Annotated in this window: 24 protein-coding genes; 5 read left to right on the plus strand and 19 right to left on the minus strand. The window is 40.0% G+C overall.

Annotated elements, in window-relative coordinates; all coding sequences use genetic code 11:
- Position 1: 1 nt before the first annotated feature.
- Positions 2–979 carry a polyprenyl synthetase family protein gene (locus NMS_RS01765; RefSeq protein WP_041495103.1) on the minus strand — a complete coding sequence of 326 codons (978 nt, stop codon included), beginning with the start codon at positions 977–979 and terminating at the stop codon, positions 2–4.
- A 151-nt stretch (positions 980–1,130) separates the two neighbouring features.
- Between NMS_RS01765 and NMS_RS01770 the strand changes: the two genes are divergently transcribed.
- Positions 1,131–2,489: an aryl-sulfate sulfotransferase gene (locus tag NMS_RS01770; RefSeq protein ID WP_052476639.1), complete on the plus strand. Its 1,359-nt coding sequence runs from the start codon at positions 1,131–1,133 to the stop codon at positions 2,487–2,489.
- Positions 2,490–2,524: 35 nt separating this feature from the next.
- Here NMS_RS01770 and rlmN read toward each other — a convergent pair whose 3' ends face one another.
- The 14 genes from rlmN to NMS_RS01840 form a co-directional block, all read right to left on the minus strand.
- Complete coding sequence (gene rlmN, locus NMS_RS01775) at positions 2,525–3,577, minus strand: 23S rRNA (adenine(2503)-C(2))-methyltransferase RlmN (protein ID WP_197539474.1); 1,053 nt, start codon at positions 3,575–3,577, stop codon at positions 2,525–2,527.
- Positions 3,578–3,636: 59 nt separating this feature from the next.
- The gene (locus NMS_RS01780; protein WP_041495104.1) at positions 3,637–5,322 is read right to left on the minus strand and encodes a T9SS type A sorting domain-containing protein; all 1,686 of its coding nucleotides are present in this window, start codon (positions 5,320–5,322) and stop codon (positions 3,637–3,639) included.
- Between the two features lie 103 nt (positions 5,323–5,425).
- A complete protein-coding gene (gene queA / locus NMS_RS01785; RefSeq protein WP_041495105.1) occupies positions 5,426–6,478 on the minus strand; it encodes a tRNA preQ1(34) S-adenosylmethionine ribosyltransferase-isomerase QueA in 1,053 nt (350 codons plus the stop codon).
- A gap of 66 nt (positions 6,479–6,544) precedes the next feature.
- Positions 6,545–7,789 carry a 3-phosphoshikimate 1-carboxyvinyltransferase gene (locus NMS_RS01790; RefSeq protein WP_041495107.1) on the minus strand — a complete coding sequence of 415 codons (1,245 nt, stop codon included), beginning with the start codon at positions 7,787–7,789 and terminating at the stop codon, positions 6,545–6,547.
- Positions 7,790–7,792: 3 nt separating this feature from the next.
- The gene (locus NMS_RS01795) at positions 7,793–8,122 is read right to left on the minus strand and encodes a nucleotide pyrophosphohydrolase (RefSeq protein WP_041495108.1); all 330 of its coding nucleotides are present in this window, start codon (positions 8,120–8,122) and stop codon (positions 7,793–7,795) included.
- Positions 8,123–10,087 (minus strand): DUF3857 domain-containing protein, encoded by a 1,965-nt coding sequence (locus NMS_RS01800; RefSeq protein ID WP_041495109.1) that lies wholly within the window; start codon positions 10,085–10,087, stop codon positions 8,123–8,125.
- A gap of 86 nt (positions 10,088–10,173) precedes the next feature.
- The gene (locus NMS_RS01805; RefSeq protein WP_084217584.1) at positions 10,174–12,150 is read right to left on the minus strand and encodes a DUF3857 domain-containing protein; all 1,977 of its coding nucleotides are present in this window, start codon (positions 12,148–12,150) and stop codon (positions 10,174–10,176) included.
- Between the two features lie 8 nt (positions 12,151–12,158).
- Positions 12,159–14,069, minus strand: a complete 1,911-nt coding sequence (locus NMS_RS01810; protein WP_041495111.1) for a DUF3857 domain-containing protein — start codon at positions 14,067–14,069, stop codon at positions 12,159–12,161.
- A 100-nt stretch (positions 14,070–14,169) separates the two neighbouring features.
- Positions 14,170–14,616, minus strand: coding sequence for a D-aminoacyl-tRNA deacylase (gene dtd, locus NMS_RS01815; protein WP_041495112.1), 447 nt, complete (start codon positions 14,614–14,616; stop codon positions 14,170–14,172).
- Positions 14,613–15,617 (minus strand): ribosome small subunit-dependent GTPase A, encoded by a 1,005-nt coding sequence (gene rsgA, locus NMS_RS01820; RefSeq protein ID WP_041495113.1) that lies wholly within the window; start codon positions 15,615–15,617, stop codon positions 14,613–14,615. Before rsgA ends, dtd begins: the two co-directional genes overlap by 4 nt.
- 97 nt (positions 15,618–15,714) lie before the next feature.
- Positions 15,715–16,797 carry a bifunctional 3-deoxy-7-phosphoheptulonate synthase/chorismate mutase type II gene (locus NMS_RS01825; RefSeq protein WP_041495114.1) on the minus strand — a complete coding sequence of 361 codons (1,083 nt, stop codon included), beginning with the start codon at positions 16,795–16,797 and terminating at the stop codon, positions 15,715–15,717.
- On the minus strand, positions 16,787–17,647 hold the full coding sequence (locus NMS_RS01830) for a prephenate dehydrogenase (protein WP_041495115.1): 861 nt from the start codon (positions 17,645–17,647) through the stop codon (positions 16,787–16,789). The genes NMS_RS01825 and NMS_RS01830 overlap by 11 nt, the downstream gene beginning before the upstream one ends.
- Positions 17,644–18,807, minus strand: a complete 1,164-nt coding sequence (locus NMS_RS01835) for an aminotransferase class I/II-fold pyridoxal phosphate-dependent enzyme (protein WP_041495116.1) — start codon at positions 18,805–18,807, stop codon at positions 17,644–17,646. The genes NMS_RS01830 and NMS_RS01835 overlap by 4 nt, the downstream gene beginning before the upstream one ends.
- Entirely contained in the window at positions 18,804–19,616 is an 813-nt protein-coding gene (locus NMS_RS01840) for a prephenate dehydratase (RefSeq protein ID WP_041495117.1), read from the minus strand. Before NMS_RS01840 ends, NMS_RS01835 begins: the two co-directional genes overlap by 4 nt.
- Positions 19,617–19,911: 295 nt before the next feature.
- Here NMS_RS01840 and gldA point away from each other — a divergent pair, with 295 nt between their 5' ends.
- Positions 19,912–20,814, plus strand: a complete 903-nt coding sequence (gldA, locus tag NMS_RS01845; RefSeq protein WP_041495118.1) for a gliding motility-associated ABC transporter ATP-binding subunit GldA — start codon at positions 19,912–19,914, stop codon at positions 20,812–20,814.
- Between the two features lie 303 nt (positions 20,815–21,117).
- A complete protein-coding gene (locus NMS_RS13855) occupies positions 21,118–21,270 on the plus strand; it encodes a hypothetical protein (RefSeq protein WP_158448943.1) in 153 nt (50 codons plus the stop codon).
- Between the two features lie 49 nt (positions 21,271–21,319).
- Here NMS_RS13855 and NMS_RS01855 read toward each other — a convergent pair whose 3' ends face one another.
- Together NMS_RS01855 and NMS_RS01860 are read right to left on the minus strand one after the other, a co-directional pair.
- Positions 21,320–21,724 carry a type II toxin-antitoxin system VapC family toxin gene (locus tag NMS_RS01855; RefSeq protein ID WP_041495120.1) on the minus strand — a complete coding sequence of 135 codons (405 nt, stop codon included), beginning with the start codon at positions 21,722–21,724 and terminating at the stop codon, positions 21,320–21,322.
- Positions 21,721–22,017 (minus strand): DUF6364 family protein, encoded by a 297-nt coding sequence (locus tag NMS_RS01860; protein WP_052476641.1) that lies wholly within the window; start codon positions 22,015–22,017, stop codon positions 21,721–21,723. Before NMS_RS01860 ends, NMS_RS01855 begins: the two co-directional genes overlap by 4 nt.
- A 144-nt stretch (positions 22,018–22,161) precedes the next feature.
- On the opposite strand from NMS_RS01860, the gene NMS_RS01865 reads away from it, so the two are divergent.
- Both NMS_RS01865 and NMS_RS01870 read left to right on the plus strand, forming a co-directional pair.
- The gene (locus NMS_RS01865; protein WP_041495121.1) at positions 22,162–22,953 is read left to right on the plus strand and encodes a tRNA pseudouridine synthase A; all 792 of its coding nucleotides are present in this window, start codon (positions 22,162–22,164) and stop codon (positions 22,951–22,953) included.
- Positions 22,954–22,999: 46 nt separating this feature from the next.
- Positions 23,000–23,599: a DUF2911 domain-containing protein gene (locus NMS_RS01870; protein WP_041495122.1), complete on the plus strand. Its 600-nt coding sequence runs from the start codon at positions 23,000–23,002 to the stop codon at positions 23,597–23,599.
- Here the strand turns inward: NMS_RS01870 and NMS_RS01875 are convergent.
- Positions 23,596–24,522 carry a head GIN domain-containing protein gene (locus NMS_RS01875; RefSeq protein WP_084217585.1) on the minus strand — a complete coding sequence of 309 codons (927 nt, stop codon included), beginning with the start codon at positions 24,520–24,522 and terminating at the stop codon, positions 23,596–23,598. The genes NMS_RS01870 and NMS_RS01875 overlap by 4 nt on opposite strands.
- Entirely contained in the window at positions 24,519–25,658 is a 1,140-nt protein-coding gene (locus NMS_RS01880; RefSeq protein WP_052476642.1) for an acyloxyacyl hydrolase, read from the minus strand. The genes NMS_RS01875 and NMS_RS01880 overlap by 4 nt, the downstream gene beginning before the upstream one ends.
- Positions 25,659–25,673: the final 15 nt, after the last annotated feature.

The raw sequence follows: 25,673 nt of genomic DNA on the forward strand, positions 1-25,673 counted from the left end.
ATCACTTCTTCCGGTCGATCACGTAATCTACCATCATCAGTAAAGAAGTCTTATACTCAGAATCTGGATAGGTGTTTAAGATCTCTAACGCCCGGTTTTTGTAGTCATACATAGCATTGACGGCATAATCAAGTCCGCCATGATCTTTTACAAACTGTATTACTTCACGAACGCGTTTCTTATCACGATTGTAACGCTTCACGGAATTGATGAGCCACTTCTTTTCTTTTTTAGAGACCGTGTTGAGCGTATGAATAAGCGGCAAGGTCATTTTTTGCTCTTTGATATCTATTCCTGTGGGCTTGCCTATACGTTGATTGCCATAATCAAAAAGGTCGTCCTTGATCTGAAAAGCGATTCCTATCAGTTCACCAAATTTTCTCATTTTCTCAACATCCGGACTTTCTGGTGCCATCGCACATGCGCCTAGACTGCAACATGCAGCTATGAGTGTTGCGGTTTTCTTAGTAATAATATCGTAATAAACCTCTTCTGTAATATCGAGACGTCGCGCTTTTTCAATTTGCAATAATTCGCCCTCACTCATTTCTCGCACCGCCACACTGATGATTTGGAGTAGGTCGAAATCCTTATTATCAATCGACAGTAGAAGACCTTTAGACAGCAAATAATCCCCAACTAGCACAGCGATCTTATTTTTCCACAACGAGTTCACGGAAAAGAAGCCGCGTCGTTTGAAGCTTTCATCCACCACGTCGTCGTGAACTAAAGTGGCGGTATGAATCAACTCGATCACTGCAGCACCACGGTAGGTGCGGTCATTGACCTGGCCATTACCTACCATTTTAGCAACTAGAAAGACAAACATAGGTCTCATTTGCTTCCCTTTACGATTCACAATGAAATAGGTGATCCTATTGAGTAGAGGTATACGAGAAGCCATAGAAAGCCTGAACTTCTCTTCAAAGAGTTCCATTTCATGGCTTATCGGGTTCTTAATCTGCTCTACGACTTTCATGCTTCAAAGATAAGGGGAAGGAATTAATGCAGCGATGAGAATCTGGTTTTGATAGATCTTATACCTGATTATCGAATTGAAATGTGAGTATCAATAACAATCTCAGTAGCTTATATTTGTGAACCCGTTTTAATATTGTTTTATTACTTGTATGAAAAATGTACCCTTATTTTTAATTTGCTTTTTATTTGCACTCGTAAGCTGTACGGACGATGATACTCTTGCGATTATTGATCCAGTTGAGCCTGTTGAATTTTCTCCTGCGGTGACTGTATCTATCACTGATAAGTATGAGGATGATTATATTCTTGTAACTCCTATTTTCACTAAGGATACATACCTTCTGAATCGCCAGGGATTCCCTGTTAGAAAATGGACAAGTGAGCGCAATGGCTTAATGGCATACTTGACTAACGATGGTAGTATTTACAGGCAAGCTACAGCACCTAACCCACCAGTAACCTTCGGCGGACAGACGGGTATTATTGAAAGGTTTGACGCAGCTGGTACTAAAACATGGGAATATTCTATTATCAATCCTGATCTAGTCATCCATCATGACCTCGCTTTATTACCTAATGGAAATTTATTAGCCACCTTATGGGAACGTCGTGCAGCGAGTGATGCTATAGATAATGGTCGTGACCCTAACAATATCCCAAACGGGAACATCTGGCCAGACAAGATTATCGAATTGCGTCCTGTAGCTAATAATCAGGCAGAAATTGTTTGGGAATGGAGCTTGTGGGATCACCTTGTACAAGATTTTGACAGCACTAAGGCTAACTTTGGGGATGTAAGCGCAAGCCCAGAACGCATTGATGTCAATTACAGTGACGGCACTTCTAATTTTACTCACTTCAACAGCATCAGTTACATAGAGGAACTGGATCAAATTGTGGTGAGCAGCCGTGTCTTTAATGAGATATGGGTTATTGATCACAGTACCACTACTGCACAAGCGGCGACAAGCTCTGGAGGCAATTCTGGTAAAGGTGGGGATTTACTCTACCGATGGGGAAATCCACAAGCTTATAAAGCTGGAAATGCCTCAGATCAAAAGCTTTTCGAACAACATGACGCCAGCTACATTGGAAATCTACCAAATGCTGGAGGAAGTTTCTTAGTTTTTAACAACAACATCAGCGCTACAACATCAGCAGTGGTAGAAGTAGGCGTTCCTATCAATTCTAATGGCAGCTACAATTTGCAACCAAACGTGGTGAACGCTCCATCCAATTTTGCCTTTATTTATGAGACCACAGAAATCTTTTCACCTCGAACTTCTGGGGCTAGACGTCTCAAAAACGGGAATACACTGATTACTAGTAATTCTGCTAATATTATAAGAGAGATTGACGCTAGCAGTATTGTGGTTTGGGAATACAATTTAGACAGTCAAAACGGATTCGAATTGAGCAATAACGCTTTTAAAGTAGAGCCGTATCCGCTAGATCATCCTGCATTTAATGGGGAGGTTCTACCACCGTTAGATCCTAGTCAATATTGATAGATGTTCGCTTTCGCGAAAGCGAACTCATTCTTTTAAGAGGACTTATTTGCCAATTGCCCACAGGCCGCGTCGATGTCTTTACCACGACTGCGACGTATATTGACGGTAATTCTGTTTTTTTCTAACTCGTGCTCGTACATGTCGATGGCTTCTTTACTCGCTTGCTCAAATCTTGCGTCATCGATGCTGTTGTATTCAATAATATTCACTTTGCAAGGGATTACTTTACAGAACTCAACTAGCGCTTGCACATCTTCCATCTGGTCGTTGAATCCTTTCCAGACGATGTATTCATAAGTAACTCGAGTGCCAGTTATATCGTACCAGTACTTCAGAGCCTCTTTAATATCCTCTAAGGGGAATTGCTCATTGAACGGCATGATCTTCACCCTTTTTTCATTTATCGCGCTGTGAAGAGAGAGCGCTAGATTGAACTTAGGCTGGTCATCTGCCAGTTTCATCATCATTTTAGGAACACCGCTCGTAGATACTGTGATACGTTTAGGCGACATACCTAGCCCGTCATCTCCTGTGATTTTATCAATGGATTTCAAGACATTGTTGTAATTCATCAAAGGCTCACCCATCCCCATGAATACGATATTAGAAAGTGGTCGATTGTAGTAGGACCTGCTTTGCTGATCTATCGCCACGACCTGATCGTAGATCTCGTCCGGATTTAGGTTACGCATGCGTTTTAAACGCGCTGTCGCACAAAATTCACAGTTCAAACTGCAACCTACTTGAGAAGAAACACAAGCTGTAGTCCTGGTAGCCGTTGGAATCATTACAGATTCTACCGTAAGACCATCGTGTAATTTCACTGCATTTTTTATGGTCCCATCGCTACTGCGCTGCATATCATCCACCCTAATATGGTTGATAACGAAGTGCCCGTCGAGGAATTCACGAGTAGACTTTGAAAGATTGGTCATGTCATCAAAAGAGTGCGCCCCTTTTTTCCATAACCATTCATAGATCTGATTCCCTCTAAAGGCTTTCTCACCTTGCGCGACAAAATAATCGCGCAGCTGCTCGAGAGTTAATGACCGTATATCTTTTCTAGTATCCTTCAATTGTTCCATAAAAAAACGCGGCGCAAAATTAAGAAATCCTGCGACGCGCCTTGTATTTTAAGCAGTCTTTATTGTTTGACCAGTTTTCTAGTAATCGTTTGCTCGCCAACTGAGATTTTCACAAAATACAATCCAGCAGCAGCATCACTAATATTTAATTGGTTTCCTGATATGCCTGTAGCTCCAGATAAAATCATCTGCCCGTTTAAGTTAAATACCTGATAACTTGCAGACAAGTCACTTTCAAGTGTATAAACACCGCCAGAAGGGTTAGGATAAATTTTGATGTTTAGCTCAATTGCTGGAACATCTTCCGTACCCAGAGTGGTGTAGTAAGCACCATCCAGAGTTACCACTCCAGAATTTGAAGGGTCTAACCAATCTCTTAAACGTTGAGAGGCGTTAAAACCGCTATTCCAACTAATATCAAACTTTCCGTAAATATCAAACTGTCCATTATCTGAAGTGCCTGAACATGCAGCAGCACCCCCAGCTAATTGACCAACGATACGTTCATTTTGATCCAATATAAAACTACCAGAAGAACCTCCTTCTGTCACTCCATAGTCCCAGTTCTCGATTCTCCACATTTGTGCGGCTGGGTTGCCATTAAAACTTGTAATGGCAGACGTGCAAGTCTGGTCATTTCTAGCAATTTTCATTATATCTCCAGAGGGATGGTGTATCCCAAATTGCGCAGTTGAAGGAACTGTAGATCTATTCCATCCTGCATAGTAGATATTCCAATCGGCTGGAGGCGTTTGATTGATTAGGAATAAGGCGAAATCACTATCATCATTATTCGCTCTTAATTGTGCACCTGAAAGAACACGAGTGGGATTTTGTGGCCCTTGTGTTCCAGCAAAAGTTGCACAGTCCGGAGTAGTAGTAAACCATTGAAAGCCAAATGACCATCCACTGGCATTAAATGAAGACCCTGCGCCATCGTTTACACTCCCTAGGCAGTGGTTTGCAGTTAAAAAGAAAGGTGTAGTATCTTGAGCTGCGTTATTGATCATCGATCCTGTGCAAAGAAAAGAGCCCTGAGAGGTCGAGATTAATATGCGAGCTACTGAATTTTTATAATTATCACGGGCATTGCTCCAATCTTTCTGTCCAGTATTCCCTACGTTAGGGTCACACAATACATCAACATTACATGCTCCAGATTCATTGATCTTTGCAATCGAATCTTTATCAGCATTAACATCTACGTACCCATAAGTTATGGATGACAAGCTCAATCTTCCCTGTCCTTTTACTGCTGCCGGCTCATAATATTCCAACCATAAATGATCTCCAGAAATCATCCAAGAACCTAGAACACCGTCTTCTTGATTTTCACTAGAGGTATAAGGCCCAATTTTATCTGTTCTTTGGTTATTGTACAAATACAATTCTGCACCTTCTGGAAGACTGTACAAATCAAAAATAGCTCTAAGAAACTTTGCGTTTTCTGCCTTTACATTTAGCATCCAGATGCGATCTCCATTGCTAAGATTCTTCCAAGTCCCACTATTAAACAGGTTCATTGAAACATTGATCTCACTTCCCACTCTCAAGGATTTTCTTAGATCATTTTGAGATGCAAGGTCTTCACTTTTTAACTGCTTAACATCTGGAGCACGCAACACTATTGGTGCTACGTCAGACTTTTCCAGTACTGACCAGCCGCGTGGTGTCGCTTCATTAGTTACTTGTGCACTAAGTGCTACACTCGTAAGGAAAATGATTAAAAGGAAAATATTCTTCATTTGTCAATATTTAGGGGAAGATCGAATATACAATAACGGTACAAAAAACCCTTTAACTGTAGCAGTTAAAGGGTGTATTTTAAGATAATTAAGTAATTAAACGTTAGTCAATGATCAACATCGCATCACCATAGGTACTGAATCTGTACTTTTCTTTCATGGCAATATCATAAGCCTTCTTCAAAAAATCATAGCCGGCAAAAGCTGCCGCTTGCATCATTAAAGTTGATTTAGGATGATGAAAATTAGTAACCATGCTGTTAGCAATAGAAAATTCATATTCTGGGAATATGAATTTATTAGTCCAGCCATCGAATGTATTTAAATGACCGTCACTGCTTACTGCACTTTCTAAAGATCTCATGGTCGTAGTTCCTACAGCACAGATATTTCTACGCTTATCAATAGCCTCATTAACAATATTACAAGTTTCCTGAGTGATGAACGCTTGCTCGCTGTCCATTTTATGTTTTGACAAATCTTCTACCTCTACTGGGGAGAAGGTACCTAAACCTATATGCATAGTCACACTTGTAGTGATGATGCCTTTAATTTCCATGCGCTTCAACAAGTGCTTAGAGAAGTGCAATCCAGCTACAGGAGCTGCAACAGCACCTTCGTTTTTTGCATAAATGGTCTGGTAACGCTCTTCATCTTCCGGCTCTACCTCACGTTCTAGTTCTTTAGGTAATGGTGTTTCACCTAGTTCTCTCAATTTTTTACGGAATTCCTCATAAGTGCCGTCGTAAAGAAAACGCAGTGTTCTACCTCTAGAAGTAGTATTATCAATCACCTCAGCTACTAGACTTTCATCTTCACCAAAGTATAGTTTGTTCCCAATTCTAATTTTTCTTGCAGGGTCTACAAGAACGTCCCATAACTTAGTCGTAGGGTTCAATTCTCTCAACAAAAACACCTCGATACGGGCACCTGTTTTTTCCTTGTTCCCGTAAAGACGTGCTGGAAAAACCTTAGTATCATTCATCACAAAGACATCTTTCTCATCAAAATAGTCCATGATATCCTTGAACATCTTGTGCTCTATCTCGCCGGTTTTCTTGTGCAGAACCATAAGGCGTGAATCGTCTCTATTCTCAACAGGATGCTTTGCTACAAGCTCTTCTGGCAGCTTGTAACCGAATTGTGATAACTTCATAAATAGGTTTAGTTATAATTTGCAAATATACGATCCTGCAATAGGCGTTGTCAAGTAAATCAGTACTTAAATTTCTGTTATGTTGACCTTTACAGCTTTCATATCTTCCCAGTAGTCCCCATAGCTTTTAGTCACCACATCAGCATCCCTGATTATCAAGGTAGTTTTCATGCATAATGGCGCAAATGCTAGTGCCATACGGTGATCCTTGTAGGTATCAATTGAGACCTTATCTTTAAAGTGACTTTTTGAAAGAAAATGAATTTCTATCGTGTCTGGAGATGTTTTTATTTCGCTTTCGCGAAAGCGAGCTCCTTCTACAGCCATCGCCTCAATACGATCCGTTTCCTTAATGCGTAATGTGTGCAGGCCTGTTAACTTCAAGTCTATACCCAAACCTATACAAGTCGCAAATATAGTCTGTGCCTGGTCGGGTTGTTGGGTCAGGTCAAATTCCAGTTTTTGTGGATGCTGAAAGTCCTGACGTTTTTCCAGTAGGATGTGATCATTTTCAAAACTGGTGGCGACGCCCAATTTTTCATAGATATCTACCAACTTTGAATCACCTTGAAGGCTGGTCTTTTTATAAGAAGACAGCTGCATCGCGTATCCAGGAGACTGTAGGGCTACCCAACTGTACCAGTAGCCCGCACTGCTCCAATCCGATTCCACGGTAATTTTTACGTTTAAAATTGTCTTTTTAGGCTCTATATGAATATGATTTTCTTCAAACCGCGTACCAATTCCAACTTCCTTCAACAGCGAAGTGGTCATCTCTAAGTAAGGCCTTGAAGTGAGTTTGCCAGCCAGACGTAGTTGCAGTCCATGTTCCATTTGAGCACCTATAAGTAACAAAGCGCTCAAATACTGACTAGAAACTCCAGCATCCATGGTCACTTCACCGCCTTGTAATTTCTTTCCTTTGATGCGTAATGGCGGATAGCCCTCTTTTTCTAAATAATCAATCTGGGCTCCTAGATACCTTAATGCGTCCACCAATATTCCGATGGGACGTTCTTTCATCCTAGCACTTCCCGTAAGTGTCACCTCGCGACCTTCTTGATTTGCCAGATAAGCTGTCAGAAAACGCATGGCGGTTCCTGCGTGGCCAATGTCTAAAACATCAGTACCGCTGTTTAAGGCATGCTGCAAATGCACTGTATCATCGCTGTTGGATAGGTTCTTTATTTTTAAGTTAGGATATTGCTGTTGCAAGATCAGCAGTCGATTGCTTTCGCTTTTGGAGCCTGTAATCTGAATCGCTTTCTTTTCTACTACCGTTAATTTTGGAGCTTTAAGTTGAAGGTTCATAGGTTATGGCTTAAGCTTGTCGTTAGAATGATGCCTGTCGTGATCTCTTATAGTTTTGATCTCCAATTTTTTCTGAAATGCCGTTTCTAAGTCTGTTCCTGTTTGATTAGCAAGGCACAGCACTACAAACATCACATCTGCCAGCTCTTCTCCTAGATCTTTATTCTTATCGCTTTCTTTCTCGCTTTGCTCGCCGTAGCGACGTGCTATAATGCGAGCAACTTCACCAACCTCCTCAGTCAGTTGAGCCATGTTTGTCAACTCATTAAAATAACGAACACCGTGGTTTTTAATCCAGGCGTCCACTTGTTCTTGTGATTTTTTGATGCTCATTTATATCTTTTTGAGGACGATTTTTTCTTGCTTTTTAGCAATTACTGACGTGAAAAACTGTTTCCATTGCATATAGAAAGTTGGTTCAATTATCGAATTTTTCATTTGAAAATCAGAAACTACGGTAATCCTATTTCCTATTTGAGAAATGGCATATTGATATGAAGCAACATCGCTTTCATAAACCAATTTCTCAGAGTTGGGAAGCGCTACAACTTCAAAACCGTTAGGAATGATAAAGTTCACAATTTTTTTCTGTGAATATGGAAATTTGAAGTTAATAGGTAGTTTTCTTGATTCTAATTTAAAAGGGTTTTCTTCAACCTTTTCCTCGAGTAAGGGGTTCAAGTAATAGAAACCTCCAATTTTTTCAATCCCTTTTTGTTTAAATGTAAATGAGATTTCCAACGGCTTTTCCAACTCATCTATGTTTTCTAATGATATCTCTTCTAAACCTACTTCCGTATCATGGTCTATAATCTCCTTATAATCTAGACTATCCAAGGATTCAATTTTACTGCGCATAATATACGCATCTAATTTAGTGTAGCGCTTTCTCACGTTTGATGAAATGGACAGATCTTCATTTATCACTGCGTTATTCATAGTAATCTCTTCGGACTGATAATCTGGCTCTAAATTCACCCAACATGTTAATCCATCTGGTTTGATAAGTCTGCCCTTCCCGTTTGCCGCTCTCACGGGTAATTCTCCTGCCGCGGTAAGTTTTGAAGAAGCATCACACAGAAGCCAAGAATCCCCATATTTTACTGCTACTATCAAATAGTCAAAGGTGGCTGTGCTGGGATATAAAGGCTCAGGATTCCCTTTACTACTGGAAACTACAGGATAGGCTTCCATATTCAGTTCTTTAAGTATTGCCAGTAAGATGAGATTAATAGCACCCACATTACCACTGCCACTCTCGTATACTTCTTTCAACTGCTCACTAGCGTAAAATCCATCGTACTTACTCCATGCTACCTTAGACCTTACAAAAGCTAACGCAGCGTTGACTTGCTCTTCTCTAGTTGTAATTTCCCTTAATGACTGGGGAATCTCTTTTCTAAGAAAATCAGTGTTTTTTAATTCATTGGTATAAATCTCATCGGACACCTCCTTGAACAATTCTTCCCAGCTTTTATCATATCGCTGTAATGGTTGTTCTCTAAATCTAGAGGAAGTTCGTCTAAAGTACATCCTAGCTCTGTATTGCTCAATATTATAAGTTAAAGGCTCCTCTTCCAATGCTGGAATATCGTGCGCTTTAATATTTACTACTTGAGTGGTAGCAACACCTACCGCTCTATTACCTAACAAAACACTTGGATCGACTCGAGAATTCCCTATACTAGGCACAAAGGACGAATTAGGATTAAATAATATGTCATACGTATTATAAGCTGGGAGTTGGGCAGTTACATCAAGAATTTTAATGGGAATATCATATTGGAGATCAATACTAGACCGACCTCCAAAAGGAGATTCAATTTCATACATATATTCAACGATACTACCTGGAGCAACTGAATTCATAGTGAAAGAATACTTCCTAGAATTCTCCTCTAAAACTATCTCAAATTGTGATGCATCTGCAATAGGATAGGTGATAACTACCCCATCAACTAGCTGATAGGTCGCCGCCTTGAGGTCCTTTATAATTTCATGTCTAGCAGATTCCGATCCAAATAATGAATTGCTTACGGTCGCATATTTGAAGCCTTCTTCTTTATTGATACGCACCCGTTCGTGTATCTTCTTATATTGCGTGACGCTGAAAATATTGAACAACCAACTGATCTCCTCTTTTCTGTAAAGCACCTCAGCGCTGTAAGGACTTGCAAGACCTTCCTCAACTGGTTTAAAATCACTTGCAGCTACTTCTCCAAAAGTAATATCTTGCCCGTTAGCTGTATTGAACCCAAAAACCAATATAAAGATTCCAAGTTTTCGGATCCAATTCATACGCTGACCATACTGATGATTAAACTCAAATCGAGTGACTTATTTTGCGGTGATTATTCCGCTTTCGCGAAAGCGAAATAGCTCATTTATATTTTCTTCAACACGATTTTCTCAGCGTCCTTATCTACAATAGAGGTGAAAAACTGCTTCCAAAATTTATAATCGTTAGGGATTACAGTGGTGCCATTCATCGTATAGTCTGACATTACAGATATTCTATTCCCATTTTGGGAAACCGTATACTTATAGACTCCTACATTATCGCCATAAACGTATTGTGCGCTTTCCGGCAAGGACTCTACTGCATAGCCCTCTGGAAGGTCAATGTTCACAATAGTTTTTGAGCCTCGTGGGTAAACAAAGTCAATAGGAAATTGTCTATCCTCTAATTTGAAAGGGTTCTCATCAGTAAGCTCGTTTAACAATGGGGTGACATAAATTTTATCCCCAATAGCTTCTGCAGCATTTTTAAGAGTAACATTAAATTTTGCTCCAACTGGCTTTTCTGGATTTTTCAAATCCATCATTTCTAGGTTCTTAATCTCAAATCCCGGCGTATCGCCCATAAAATACTTGCTAATATCATCTGACACTCTATCGCGGTAGGTAGATCTGAAACCGTAGGCACGGTAATCTGTCATCCTTTTTTGCGTCGTCCCTGTTAAAGTCAAATCCTCGTTTAACGCTACATTAGCAATGGTCATCTCAGTAGACAATTCAGACGGTGTCAAGTTTACAAATTCAGACTTACCGTTGTCTTTGACTACTCTTCCCTGCCAATTCAGCGCTCGTACAGGTAATGAATTTACGCCGGTATTTTCATCAGTAGCATCCATTAAGTAATATCCATCGTTGAAATTAGCTTGAGCTACTACATAATCAAACCCAAATCGAGTTGGAAATAAGGGTGTTCCATTATTTCTGGAACTGACTAAAACAGGATTCGCATCTATTCCTGCAGTTCTAAGCATGGAGACAAGTAGTAAATTGATATCGCTTACATTACCAGAGCCTTCTTCATAAGCATCTTTCAATCCTTTTTGGGCCATAGTCCCGTAGTACTGATTCCACTTAACTTTATTTTGTACGAAACTTAGAATTTTTGAAGCTTTCTCCTTAGGGTTAACCACCCCTTCTACAAGTTTAGCTAAGTCATCCTCAAAAAACTTTGTTCGTTTCAACTGACCACCAAAATCATCATTATCGTAAATACTACTAGCTACTGCCTCCCATCCAGTAGACATCTTTTCCATTGCTTGATTTGGAAACTTTTTAGCTGCTAGTTCTATAGTTATTTTGGCTCTGAAATTATCTACCGCACCCATCATAGGCTCTTCTTTCAAGGCTGGAATATCATTCTCTTCTAGTGTTAGCACCTGGTTGCTTAGCTCGAACTGTTTTGCGTCTAATTCTGCTCTAATCTTATCATCTTGAACTCCCCTAGTTATACTTGGCTCATAGGCAGCTCTAGGATTGAACATGACATTGTATATGTAGTACTCGAGCATCACAACCCGAATTTCTGATCTTTTGATGGGGATGTCATATTGTAAAATAACATCGTCGATAGTTATAAATGGTGAGCTAATTAAGTATTCATATTCAATTACAGACCCTACCCTAGCATCTGGCATTGTAAAGGATTCTTGCTTGTAATTTTCACTTAATTCCTCTTCAAATTCATTTTCACTACGGATCTTTTCATCTTCAATTTTTCCATCAATCAAATTATAAGTCCGTCCCTTAAGTTTCGACATGGTTTCCTTTCTAGAACCACTAGCGTTATAGAGTCTGATTTTTTTAGTTGCGTAATCTAAACCATCTGCCGTATTGATTTTAATACGCTCATGAATTCTTCTTTTTTGTGTAAATCCAGAGTTTTCACTGTAATCCCAACTTATATCTTCATTGTGATATAAAACTTCAGCAGCCGGAATTTCTTCTCCTTGCGCATAGGTGTTTTTAAAATCTATATCGTCCACTTTTCCAAAACGATAATCTTGTGCCATGGTAAGGGAGCTTACTACTAGACATATCACTACAACAATTACTAACTTATTCATATTTTAATTTATAATTTAATGACCCCACGAGCATTGTCGTGCTTTACTATATCTGATCTGAATTTTCTAAAATCGGCATACTCTGTACTTTTAAAAGTACCTGACTCCATCTTTAAAAAACGCTTGACTTCAATTTCATTTTCTCCTTTTGCTGAAACTGTCAGCTGGTAAGTTCCAAATTTATTGATTATTTCAACGGGTTCAGGAAGTGCGTCTACCACCATTCCAGGCTCTAATGCTATAGTGTATTGATCGATATCCACATAACCTCGCTGAATTTCTACATCAAAATAGCGGTTGTCATACACTGGCGGCTCTGATGTATTTCTATTGAAAACAACAGGGTGAAACAATAGCAGGTTGCCCGTTTTAGAAGCATAACGTTCAATATTCATCTCTACTTTTTCTCGCAGCTCTGGAATTTTTTTATTGTTATTGATTCCAGACCCCATCACTGTCATTCCATTCAAATGACTCCAGCGTTCCATGTAATTGGATTTTGTGTCTATAGCAGTATTGTCGATTACATCACTGCGCCATGCATATTGAACGCCTGTTGTGGTCATTTCTAGCTCTGCTGCAGCGCTCCCATCTGGCTTTAGTGATACTGTGGCCACCGTAAGCTGTTTGCTTAAATCACCAGGGTAGGCCGTGGTATGCATAATTTTACCGCCTTCAGGAGTAATTACTAGAGCGTCCCTATCGTCTGTAAACCCACCTAGAAAACCAAAAGGATTGGTTTTACTCGTACATTCCAGCCATACATCATCCTGACCATCTAGTTGCGGCAACATGATGATTGCGTGATTTCCTTCTGGCATGGAAAACTCTGTATCAAAATTTATAATACTCGACCCTCCATAAATACCTACGTAATTAGCATCTACACCAACCTCTTTGAGCAGTGCCATGGTATAATTAGAAAGTCCTTTACAATCTCCATAAGCCATGTTATGAACTTCACTGGCATCGATTGGCTTCCATCCTCCTATACCCACTTGTACACTGATGTACCTGCTGCGATCTTGCATGAACTGGTATACTATTTCTGCTTTTTCTCTATCTGTATTTGCTCCAGCTGTAAGACTTTTGATTTCATCTTTTACGTTTTGTGGAAGTTCTTGTACATCAGATAATAATTCATCGTGCATCCATTTTCCAAATTGCTTCCAATCTTTATTTGCGCCACCTACACCTTCCATTTTAAAAACCTCTAAGGCTACTTTTACGATAGGTGTTGTTTTTGACAAACTGGGTTGGTAGGCTTCTTTTTTGAGTGCAGGGACATTGCTAATACTCCATTTATTTTTTCCATCAACTGCAACCTCATAGCCTTCAAAATTTTCCTCTTTAGTTTTAAGATTGATCTCAGAATCATTAAGAACCCTAAAGGTGCTAGACTCTACACCTACATAAAAATCTTCCATAGGCATCCATCGAGGCAAGAAAGCGGTTGAACTTATTTCAACTTTTGCCGTAAAGTGTACCGTAATAGGGTACGATCTAGGTGTGTATTCCATGTATTTGACACGGTTATCCTCGTACAAACTAAAGTCACTCACCGCACTCACATCTCTAAAATCTTTCTCCTTAATGGTTTTAATTTCATTCCCTAACGCGTCGTAGATAACAGCTCGCAAATCCTTGATTTGGAAATTATCACTGTAAGATTTTGCAGCATTCACATCCCGCATGCCCAAGTCGTTTAGCACGGTTATGATTCGATCTGTTTCGACAATAGCCTGATCTACGTCTTTAATATAAAGGGTAACATCATGTTGACGTACTACAGAGTTTGCATTGACTTTTAAATCTTTGGGAGTGGTGAGTGAGATGAATTTAGACGTCGTTTGTGCCTGGCTCCCCCAGGTGTTACAAAACAGGAGGCTCGCCAGCACTAGTCTTGAGATATTTTTCATAAGCTCCACAAATTATGCGATTTCATACATTAAATAAACACAAAAATGTGATCTTAACATTCTTGGGATCTAAAATTTCAAGAATCAACACTTTTAACGATTATTCTTTACTATCAAGAATGATGGTAACCGGCCCGTCGTTTACGAGACTTACTTGCATATCTGCACCAAAAGTTCCGGTTGGAATGTCTCTATCTCGCTTTCGCGAAAGCGAACTCATAAAAGCCTCATATAAAGGAATGGCGATTTCTGGTCTTGCCGCATTTATGTAACTGGGTCGATTTCCTTTTTTTGTCTCGGCGTAGAGTGTGAATTGTGAAATGACTAAAATATCAGCGTCTACATCTTCAATGCTCAAGTTCATCGTTCCATGCGCATCTGGAAAAATACGCAACCCGCAGATTTTTCTTACTAAATAATCAATATCCGCTTGTGAATCGTCTTGCGTGATTCCCAATAAAACTAGTAAACCAACGCCTATACTGCCTACGACCCTATCGTCAACAGATACACTAGCCTTTTTCACTCTTTGAATGACTACTCTCATGTGATGGCATGTTTGTCCTGGCGGTAATTATCCTCATCGCCCTTGACGATTTGAACATAACTTTCATACCTACTCAAGTGGATCTCTCCATTTTCAACCCCTTCTTTGATAGCACACTTAGGCTCTTCCATATGTAAGCAATTATGAAATTTACAATCCTGTTGGCGTTCGGCAATTTCAGGGAAGTAGCCTCCTATTTCTTCTTTCTCCATGTCCACAACACCAAAACCTTTAATACCCGGCGTGTCTATTAATCGAGCACCGAAATCCAAATCAAACATCTGCGCAAATGTCGTGGTATGCTGTCCCTGACTGTGCTGGTCTGAGATTTTTTTAGTCTTTAGGTCTAGGCCCGGCTGGACGGCATTTGCCAGCGTACTTTTTCCTGCACCACTATGGCCTGCAAACATGCTGGTCTTATCCAGCATCTTTTCCTTGATTTTCTCTATATTCTTACCTGTTTCAGCACTGATAGCAATACATTCATAGCCTATGGATTTGTAAAGACTCATCAAGTAACGGACTTCATCCAACTCAGTCATTGTAAGTAGTTCCTCACCAGTTTCTGGGTCGATGCTCACCTGATCTTGATCATCATTATAGGTGTCAATCTTGTTGAACACCAGTACTGCTGGGATCTGATAAGCCTCTGCCGTTAGTAATACCCGGTCAATAAAAGAGGTAAAGGTTGGCGGATTGTTGAGTGTAATCAACAGAAATACCTGATCAACATTTGCCGCAATAATATGAGTTTGTTTAGAAAGATTTACCGATTTGCGAACGATGTAATTCTCGCGGTCGTGAATCAAATTAATAATTCCTATTTCCTCATCGCCCTTCTTCTCGATTTCAAAATCCACCTTGTCGCCTACTGCTACTGGATTTGTACTCTTGATGCCGCTCAAACGGAATTTACCCTTGATCCTACACGAATAAAATTCACCATCAGTGCCTTTTACTTCATACCAACTTCCCGTGGATCTGTAAACAATTCCTGTCATCTATATCGTGCCTGAGTTTTCCATAAAACAAAATTAAGGTATTTGAAACGAGCATACCCGCTCTATTCAAATACCTTAACTATACTCAAAATCAGCATCAACCGTTGATAACTTTCTCCTGGTGATTAATAGACTCCTGGTGAATTGCCTTGAAAACTCTCAAAATAAATTCCTCACTCAAACCATGTTCTTCACCTTCCAGAATCATTTTCCCTAGAATCTCATTCCATCTTTTTGATTGAAGCACCGCAACGTTTCTTGACTTTTTTAAGGCACCTATGGAGTCTGCTGTTTTCATGCGCTTGCCCATAGTTTCTATAATGGCATTGTCAATCACGTCGATTTGAGCTCGCAATTGGCTCAATTTTGATTGGTATCCAGCCTCGTCATCATGCTCCTTTCTTATGCGCAGGTCAAGGAAAATCTGTTTTAAGGAATCTGGAGTTACTTGTTGTGCTGCATCACTCCATGCGTTATCTGGGTCGTAGTGGGTTTCTATCATAAGACCATCATAATTCAAGTCTAGTGCTGTTTGTGAAACTTCTAGAATCATATCGCGCTTTCCTGTGATATGTGATGGATCACAAATAAGTGGGATATCAGGATATTTAGATTGGAAATCCACGGCGATTTGCCATTCTGGGTTGTTGCGATATTTTGACTTATCATAGGTAGAGAATCCTCTATGAATCACTCCTAAATTCTTGATATCTGCTGTGTATAGACGCTCCACGGCTCCAATCCACAAAGCTAAATCTGGATTAACAGGATTTTTCACAAGAACTACTTTATCAGTTCCCTGCAATGCGTCTGCAATCTCTTGGACTATGAAAGGGCTAACAGTAGAACGCGCTCCTATCCATAAAAGATCTATATCATGTTCTAAAGCTAGGTCTACGTGAGCTCTATTAGCAACCTCAGTGGCAGTTAACAATCCTGTTTCTGCTTTCGCTTTTTGCAACCATTTAAGTCCAATAGCTCCTACACCTTCAAAGTTTCCTGGACGTGTTCTAGGCTTCCAGATTCCTGCACGTAAATAAGTAGTGTCACTATCTTTTAATTCGTGGGCTATTTTCAATACTTGTTCTTCCGTCTCTGCACTACATGGTCCTGCGATAACCAATGGATGCTCCAGTCTGTGGGCTTCTAGCCAATTCCTAAACTCCTTTTTATTTTCCATTTTCTATTCCTTTTAGTATGGTTTTAATTCTATTCGTTTGTTCCATATCTTCAAATATGGCTTTGTGATCGTTGTTTTTTACGCTTTCGCGAAAGCGGGATAAATTCTCAATATAGCCATCCAATGCATCTAGAACATGTTGTTTGTTTTGCGCAAAAATAGGCGTCCACATGGCTGGTGAGCTCTTGGCAAGACGTACCGTGCTCTCGAAACCACTGCCCGCTAGGTCAAAAATATCTCGCTCATTTTCCTCTTCCTGAATCACCGTTTTCCCTAGCATAAAACTGGATATATGCGACAGGTGGGAGACATAAGCAATGTGTCTATCGTGGGCAGCAGGCGTCATGTATCTGACTCGCATTCCCAAAATTTCAAAAAGCTCTTTTGCCAATTCCTGCAACTTAAACGCGGTCTTTTCTACCTCGCAAACGATCATCGTTTTCTTTTGAAAAAGATTCTTGATCGCAGCATCTGGCCCAGAAAATTCTGTTCCAGCAATAGGGTGGGCGGCTAGAAATTGTCGGCGGTTTTTATGCTTTGAAACCACATCGCAAATTGCTTTCTTAGTCGATCCTACATCGATGATTAAAGCATTTTCAGGTACTAAATCTAATGCCTGTGGCAATACCTTCAAAGTTGCATCTACTGGGATCGAGATCAAAACAAGATCTGCATTTATCAGGTCTCCCATGACCGCCACTTTATCTATGATTCCGTTTGTTACCGCTCGTTTAGCATGGCTATTGTCTTTATCAATCCCGTAAAAGGTAGCATCCTTTAAATGACTGCGCAAATCAAGCAACATCGATCCTCCAATGAGTCCTGTACCTATTAGAAAAACATTTTTCATGTTCTATCCTTTTTTGAGACTCGGTCCAGCATAATCGCTATTTCTTCTTCTTTTACACAAAGTGAAAATCGCACATAGCCTTCTCCATTCATACCAAAAATACTTCCAGGCGTGATGAAAATATCCTGATTATGGAGCACCTCATCTACGAACTTTTTGTCATCTTCCTTTCCTTGTGGTAATTTGCACCACACAAACAATCCACCAGTTTGTGGTTCTGGTTTCAGGTCTAAGGTTTCCGCTACTTTCAGGGTCAGTTCTCTTCGATTTTGATAGATTTTATCTTGTTCCGCCAGCCAGTTTTCATCGGTTTTTAACGCAGCAATTGCTCCTTTCTGGATGCCGTAAAACATGCCGCTATCCATATTGGTCTTTACTTTTAAAACTTCTTTCAAAACATCAGCGTTTCCGGTCAACATGCCTACTCGCCATCCAGCCATGTTGAAGGTCTTACTGATGGAATTCAATTCCAACGCACATTCTAGCGAACCTTCCACCTGGTGAATACTCATCTTTTTCTCGTATCCTACACAACTGTATGGGTTGTCATTTACTACAAGTATGTTATGCTTTCGTGCAAACGAAACCAACTTTTCAAAAACCGCTCTACTTCCAGCAGCACCTGTAGGCATATTGGGATAATTGGTCCACATCAACTTCACTTTAGAAAGATCTAGTTGCTCCAGCGCTTCAAAATCCGGCATCCAGTTATTTGCTGCTGTTAGATTGTAGGTGACTGGTTGCGCCTCGCACAATTTGGTCGCGCTGGCGTAAGTAGGGTAACCAGGATCTGGAATCAACACCTGATCGCCTTTATTGAGAAATGCTAGCGAGATATGCAAAATACCCTCCTTACTTCCCATGAGTGGTATGATCTCAGTTTCTGAGTCCAAATCCACATTATAATGGGATTTATAAAAACTGGCCATTCCCTCCCTAAGCTCAGGCAAGCCCAAATAACTTTGATACGCATGTGCTTTGGGGTCTTGCAGCGCAGCAGTTAATGCTGGAATCACATGGTCTGGCGGCAATAGGTCTGGACTACCAATTCCTGCATTTATGATGGGTTTGCCCGCGTTCATCAGGTTACGAACCTCTCGCAACTTAGTTGCAAAGTAATATTCTTGGACGCTCTTTAGTCTATTAGCTGTTGCAATCATAAAGAAGCGTTTTTATAAATTCCTAATATATCTAGTTGTTCCACGTAAGGTCTTATTTGCTGCTTTGCCTTCAGAAACTGTTCTAAATCTTCCAACTCTAGATCAGCCACGAAAGAAAAAACAAATGGTTTTTCAATGACAGGTATCGACTGAATCTTACTTAAATTGATACGCTGAGCTCCAAAAATTGTCAAAATCCTTGCAAGCGTTCCCGGCTCATGACTGGTCGTGAAATTAATCGTCGCTTTATTGGCATCATCCACATAATTAGGTTCCCGCTCTACGACCACAAATCGTGTAGAATTATTGGCGACGTCCTGTAGGTCGCTCGCAATAATATCTAATTCATAAAGCTGTGCAGCGGTATCACTTGCGATAGCCGCAACACCCTTTTTTCCATCTCGATGTATCCGATAGGCAGCCGCGGCTGTATCATTTGTCTCAACAAGTTTCACCTCTGGATAACCTTGAAAGTAATTTCTGCACTGCAATAAGGCCATAGGGTGGGATTGCACTTCTTTTATATCCTCTATTTTTTGTCCCGGCAGCGCCATCAACTGGTGTGAAATATCTAGATAGTACTCTGCAGTGATGTAAATCTGATTTTGTCTGATCAAGGTATAATTAGGCAGTATACTACCAGCTATGCTATTGCCTATCGCCATCACAGCTTTATCGACAACACCTGATGCTACCGCTTGTGCCACTTGGTCAAAAGTGGAGCACTCCAGCAAATCAGCTTTTTCATAAAGAAGGTTCGTCACCTGATGGTGGTACGACCCTTTGATACCTTGAATAGCTACCTTCATTTTATACTATAAAAAAAGTCCTGATGTGGATCAGGACTTTATTGGGAGTTATATTTTTAAAATTACTTCAATAGAGTCCTTGCTTCCATAAAATAGAAGTAGTAGCCGTTCCAGAAGTAAGTATTTGAATTCATAATAAGTGGCTAAAGTAGAATACTTTATTTAAAAGACATAACAAAGTGCCGACATTTCAACAAAAAAGTTACGACAACGTTATTGTTGCTTATAGATGAGTTCGATTTCTTTAGTTTTCGCTTTCGCGAAAGCGAACCCCCACAATTATTATATTTACACTATGTCTATTGAAGTTTCACACATTACAAAAACATATGGCAGCCAAAAGGCGCTGGACGATGTTTCCTTCTCTATAAAGTCTGGAGAGATCGTTGGTTTCTTGGGGCCTAACGGTGCTGGAAAGTCTACCATGATGCGCATTTTGACTACCTATCTCAATGCAGATGAAGGTACAGCAACCGTGAATGGACATGATGTCACCACAGATTCTCGCGCCGTGCAGAGTTCCATAGGATACCTGCCAGAGAACAATCCGCTGTATCCAGATATGTATGTGAAGGAATATTTGGGGTTTAGCGCTAGAATTTACAAGCTGGAAAACGCAAAACAACGCATCGCTGAAGTAATTGCCGAAACAGGTCTAGAATCGCACCAAAATAAAAAGATCCAAGAACTTTCCAAAGGCTACAAGCAACGTGTAGGTCTTGCCAATGCGCTGTTGCACCAACCTAAAGTTTTGATTCTTGATGAACCTACAACTGGTTTAGATCCTAATCAGCTGGTAGAAATACGTAGTTTGATACGTAAGGTTGCTCAGAATACTACCATTCTACTTTCCACGCATATCATGCAGGAAGTTGAGGCCATGTGCGACCGTGTCATTATTATCAATAAAGGAAAAATCGTCGCGGACGATTATTTGAAAAATCTTAAAAGCGATGAGATCCAAGTTATCGACGTAGAGTTTGACTATCGTGTGGAGCCAGAATTGTTACAACGTATACCGCTAGTTCGCGAGGTAAAAGAATTGCACGGCTTCAACTATCGCTTAAGATTTGAAACCAAAACAGATCAACGTTCAGGCGTTTTTGATTTTGCACATGATAATGAGCTAAAGATTTTGTCCTTGAATAAAAGGAACAAGAATCTGGAGGCGATGTTTCAGGAGTTGACTGGGAAGTAAAATTTCATCTGTATGATTAAAAATATACTTCACATAATTATATTCATTTTTTGCACTACCAGTTGCACAAATCAAAGAGGAAACGAGAATTTAGAGTCTCAAATTGATCTCTTAACATCAAATAACGACTCGCTAACTAAGCTATTATCACATAAAAAAACTGAAAAGAATTACTGGTTCGAAGACGAATATGATGGATCAAGGTTCATAGAAGCTGGTATATCAAATCCATCTACATTTATAACATACAATCTTCGAAACAAAACAGAACTAATACCACTCAAAGCGACATTGGGTGGAACAATGAGATTCGGGAAAATTCAACTTTTAAGTAACGAATGGTTGATAGCAGACTTCGATGATGGTCACGTTCTAGGGAAAGCTATCTATCAATACAGGTTGACAGAAAACAGTGAACTTCAATTTGAATTATTAAGTTTCAATGTGCCCGAATAAATAATTACAATGATCGTGAAGGTTCTAACAACTTCATCGTTATAGTCGATCAAAACAAAACCTCCTCAGGCGCAAAGACTGGAATTGTGGAATGTTTGAAATCTTTTTTATTTCTAGTTATGATGCCGTTGATGCCTTTTATAGATGCAGCGCATTCAAATTGGACAGCATCTTCGTAGTCTGAAATTTTACTTATAGTGGCATTCAACAACATTTGTTTTGAAACTGGAACGATTTCCAAATCAACTAAAAAATCTGCGATCAAACGCTTTGATTCTTCTCGATTGATTTTTTTTGATATCATATAGTAACAAGTAGTAATGACATTGTCTGAGGTATAAAGCAGCCAATTGCGTTCCTCAATATTTTTGAATATTTGTAGAGAATTCTCAAAAAATTGAGGACGTTTCAACCAAATATCCAAAATAATATTGGCATCGATAAAATATCTCATTTTAGGTATTTTTCATATCGAATGGCACGTATTTTCTCTTTATCCTTTACAGGATCGACATCCCAATCCTTTAATATACCTATATGCTTATCGTATTTGCTTGGCTTTGTATTAGATTTTCGTGCATCTTTTATGCGATAAGTTCCATGTTGTTCTTGAACCAAATCCACGCTCAAAATTCTAGCCAGATAACTTTCTATTAATTCTGATAAACTACGATCCGTTCCTTGAGCATATTGTTTTGCCTTTTGGATTACATCTTCATCGATACTTAATGTCAATTTCTTTTTCATAATTCATTCCTTTTTCATGCCGCTCAAAAGCAGCATCGGTTTGTCCGTAACGTAGTGCTATTTTAAATACATACGTATACTTATTATAAATATACGTATAAATATTATTTCTATTGATATAAAAGGATTCCACATCTTTGCACCATGTTCCGAAAAGAAAGACATTATTACATCATCAAACTCCAATACCTAGGCTTCAGATTTCACGGTTGGCAAAAGCAGCCAGATCTGCCCACGGTAGAACGTATGGTGCAGCGCACGTTGCGCTTTGTTTTTGATCATTCCAACTTCAAAATTTTGGCAGCTGGAAGGACTGATGCTCGAGTTTCTGTGAATGAAACGGCTATTGAATTGTTTCTCGATGATGAACCTATTTCTGATCTCGATGTATTTCTCAAAGAATTCAACCTCAACTTGCCTAGCGACATTAGAGCGTTGGGAATAGAACCAACCACAGCCGACTTCAACATTATCAATTCTCCCAAAGTCAAGGAATACATCTACTTGTTTTCGCATGGTGAGAAATTCCATCCCTTTTGTGCGTCCTTGATGGTGTACATGAAGTCAGAGTTGGATATTGAACTCATGAAAAAAGCCGCACAACTCTTTGTGGGCGAGAAGGACTTCTGGTCGTATACCTACAAACCTCAAGCGGAAACCAACACGACCAGCGTGGTAGACAGCTGTTATATCGAAGAAAACAATCTTTTTACGGCCAACTTTTTTCCAGAGGAGAGTTTTTGCTTTCGCGTAAGCGGAAAAGGTTTCAAACGCCACCAGGTGCGCCTCATGATGGGAGCGCTCTTTGATCTGGGTATGGGAAAAATGACGTTGGAAGATTTTGAGAAAACACTGGACGGAAGCAACAAAATCCATCTTTCCCACATTGCGCCCAGCAGTGGCTTGATGCTTTTTAGAACGGAATTAACATCGTGAACCCGCAATGGGCGTATCATTGTAACAACAAATAATTTGTAACATTATGAAAAACATACTTTTAGCCGCTGCTGCCATGGCAATCACCTTTACGGCAACAGCACAGGATTTTGACAAAATGGACAAGAGTCCAATGGACGCAGCATACTTTCCTGCACAGTCCACAAAGCGTGCTTTCGCGAAAACAGAGGAGCAAAAAGCGGCGTTGCAACCACAGATCAGAGTGCTTTACGGAAGGCCTAGTCTTAATGACCGTGCAGTTTTCACGGCAACCGATGAGAAAGGTTCTGGAATCCAAAAATTTGGTGAAAAATGGAGATTGGGAGCAAACGAAAACACAGAAATAATGCTAATGAGCGATGCGATGATAGGTGGCAAAGAACTTAAAGCAGGTCGCTATTCCATGGTAGTTGTTCCTACTGAGAATGAATGGACGATCCACATCAATAGCGAGATTGACGCCTGGGGACATTACTCCCATAAGGAAGAAATGGATGTTGTAACTACTACAATTCCCGTAACAAATGATGGAGAAAGTCTTGAAAACCTAAGCATGGCTTTATATTCACCTAATAAAGATGAGGTTGTACACCTTAAAATGGGTTGGGGAACTTACAGAGCAGAAATGCCTATCACGCTTCTCTAATTATTAAGATAGATCAATCGACCACGCCAAGTCTCATCGACATCAACGGTTGTAGGTTGATTATTTAATATCACATCGCCGTAGCCATTGATGGTTCCGGCGATGTTTTGTTTTACCTCCATGCGCCATTCTGATGTACCACGATGAAAAATTTGCGCATTTTGAATTTCAAGATCTTCAGCGTGTATGCGACCGTCGCCTTCTAGGAATGTAATATTTGCATTTTCTACCGTGCCGCTTAAATAAAAATAGCTCAGGTTGTTTGAAACGATGGTCAAGTTTTGAACGTCTAGTGCCAGTCTAAAATCACCATCCGTATTATAGAAATCTTCTTCTACCGTGGCATCTTCAGAAAGTAAGGTCAAGTTGGGATAGTTGAGTACGCCATCACTTATGATGTCCTCGCCGGTGCTGGTTCTGATTTCGGTAAGGTTGGGTGATGTGATTTCGATTTGGGTTATGCCGTAGTTCCGTATCACATTACAGCCATTGTTATTGATAATTTGCAGCTGGCCATCCACTACTTTAAGTTCAATGTCGTTGAAGAGATTCTCACCAGTGGTCACAACTACCTTTTGAATTGGACCTTGTTTAAAGGTTGCTCCCATTCGTTCAAAAATTACGACTTTATCAAACGCATCAATGTCAACTTCAAAACTCTGGATATCGCCGGCGGTTTGGGTACAATTAAGGCCTTCCTCGCTATCGCAACTGGTTGTACTTGCTAGCGTGATGGCTAGTAATAGGATGATAACAGTTGACGAATTGAATTTTTGGCGTTTGATCACATTCCAAATTCCAAATTCCAAAAATAAATTCTGAATTTTGAATTGAGGTAACTGAACTGTTCTCGACACTTCGACAGGCTCAGTGCAGCGCTGCGCTCGAACTGACCTTTTTGTAATTCCTAACTCTGAACTCATAACTTCTCCGATTTAGAGTTAAACACTTTATCAAATCGGTAGCCTATTCCCAGGCTAACGCCTTCTGCCTTTGCACCATGTGCCTTTACGGTAACGCTTGCAAAAATGTTATCGGTCAACCTTCTTTGTAGACCCAATCTATTGTAAAACTTAGATTCAAACTCAATAGGTTGATATATATAATAACCAAATTGAGACAACACACTTGTTTTTCCTAGGTGCAACTCATGACCTATCAATAATCCTACACGCTGGAAATTCTCACTGCCATCGATGCCTTGTTCTGGAAAACTATTGGCTACATAATCGCGGTATTCCTCGAGAAATTCGGCAACAAAAAGCTCTACTCCTGTGTGCAAACTGCTCTTAATATTGATGCGCTTATCGGCATACACAGAAAAATCATAAAACGGATATTGACCGCTGCCTCTAAAATCGCTTTCATTAAACCCCAATCGTGCCACTGCATTGATGCCTATAGGCTCTGTATAACCACGCTTTTCCCAAATCTTATATTCTGGAATCTCGTCACGGTTCAACGTATAATTCAGACCAGCATTGAAAAACCAAGTGTTAGTCGAGTTATTGGGCGCACGCACGTTAGCATTGGAATAATGGATAATACTAGCTCCCGCATGAAATCCCAATCCCTTATAAATATTCTCTTTTCTATAATTCGCAACCAAATAAGTAGAACTCGTGATCGTCGTACCATAAGCATTGTTCTGCGGGTTTGTCTCCACGTCAAAAGGCTTGGTCATGTAGGCCAATCCTTGCCCAACTCTAAATTGGAGATTGCGATTGAAAAAATGAAAATTGTAGTGTGCGTAAGCACTGTAAGCCTCACCCAGATTATAATTCTTCATATCCTGATAGGCCGCGCTGAATCCCCAATCTGGAAAGCCATATCTGGATTCCCATTCATTCTCGCCAAAGGTCTTGCGGTTGTAACTCAGTAAAACTCCTTTTGGATGTTCTGTGATTAGGTGTGAAATATCTGGGTTGTGTTGCAGGATCGTCCCATGCATCAAGGAGACGTCTAGTGTTGCAATACTGGGAACTTGTTCTTGTGATTGTGCGGTCATCGCTTTCGCGAAAGCGAGAAAAACCACCACAAATAAAATACGGTACGTCATTAAAGCGAAACTACA

This window comes from Nonlabens marinus S1-08 (genome assembly GCF_000831385.1).
Lineage (GTDB): Bacteria > Bacteroidota > Bacteroidia > Flavobacteriales > Flavobacteriaceae > Nonlabens > Nonlabens marinus.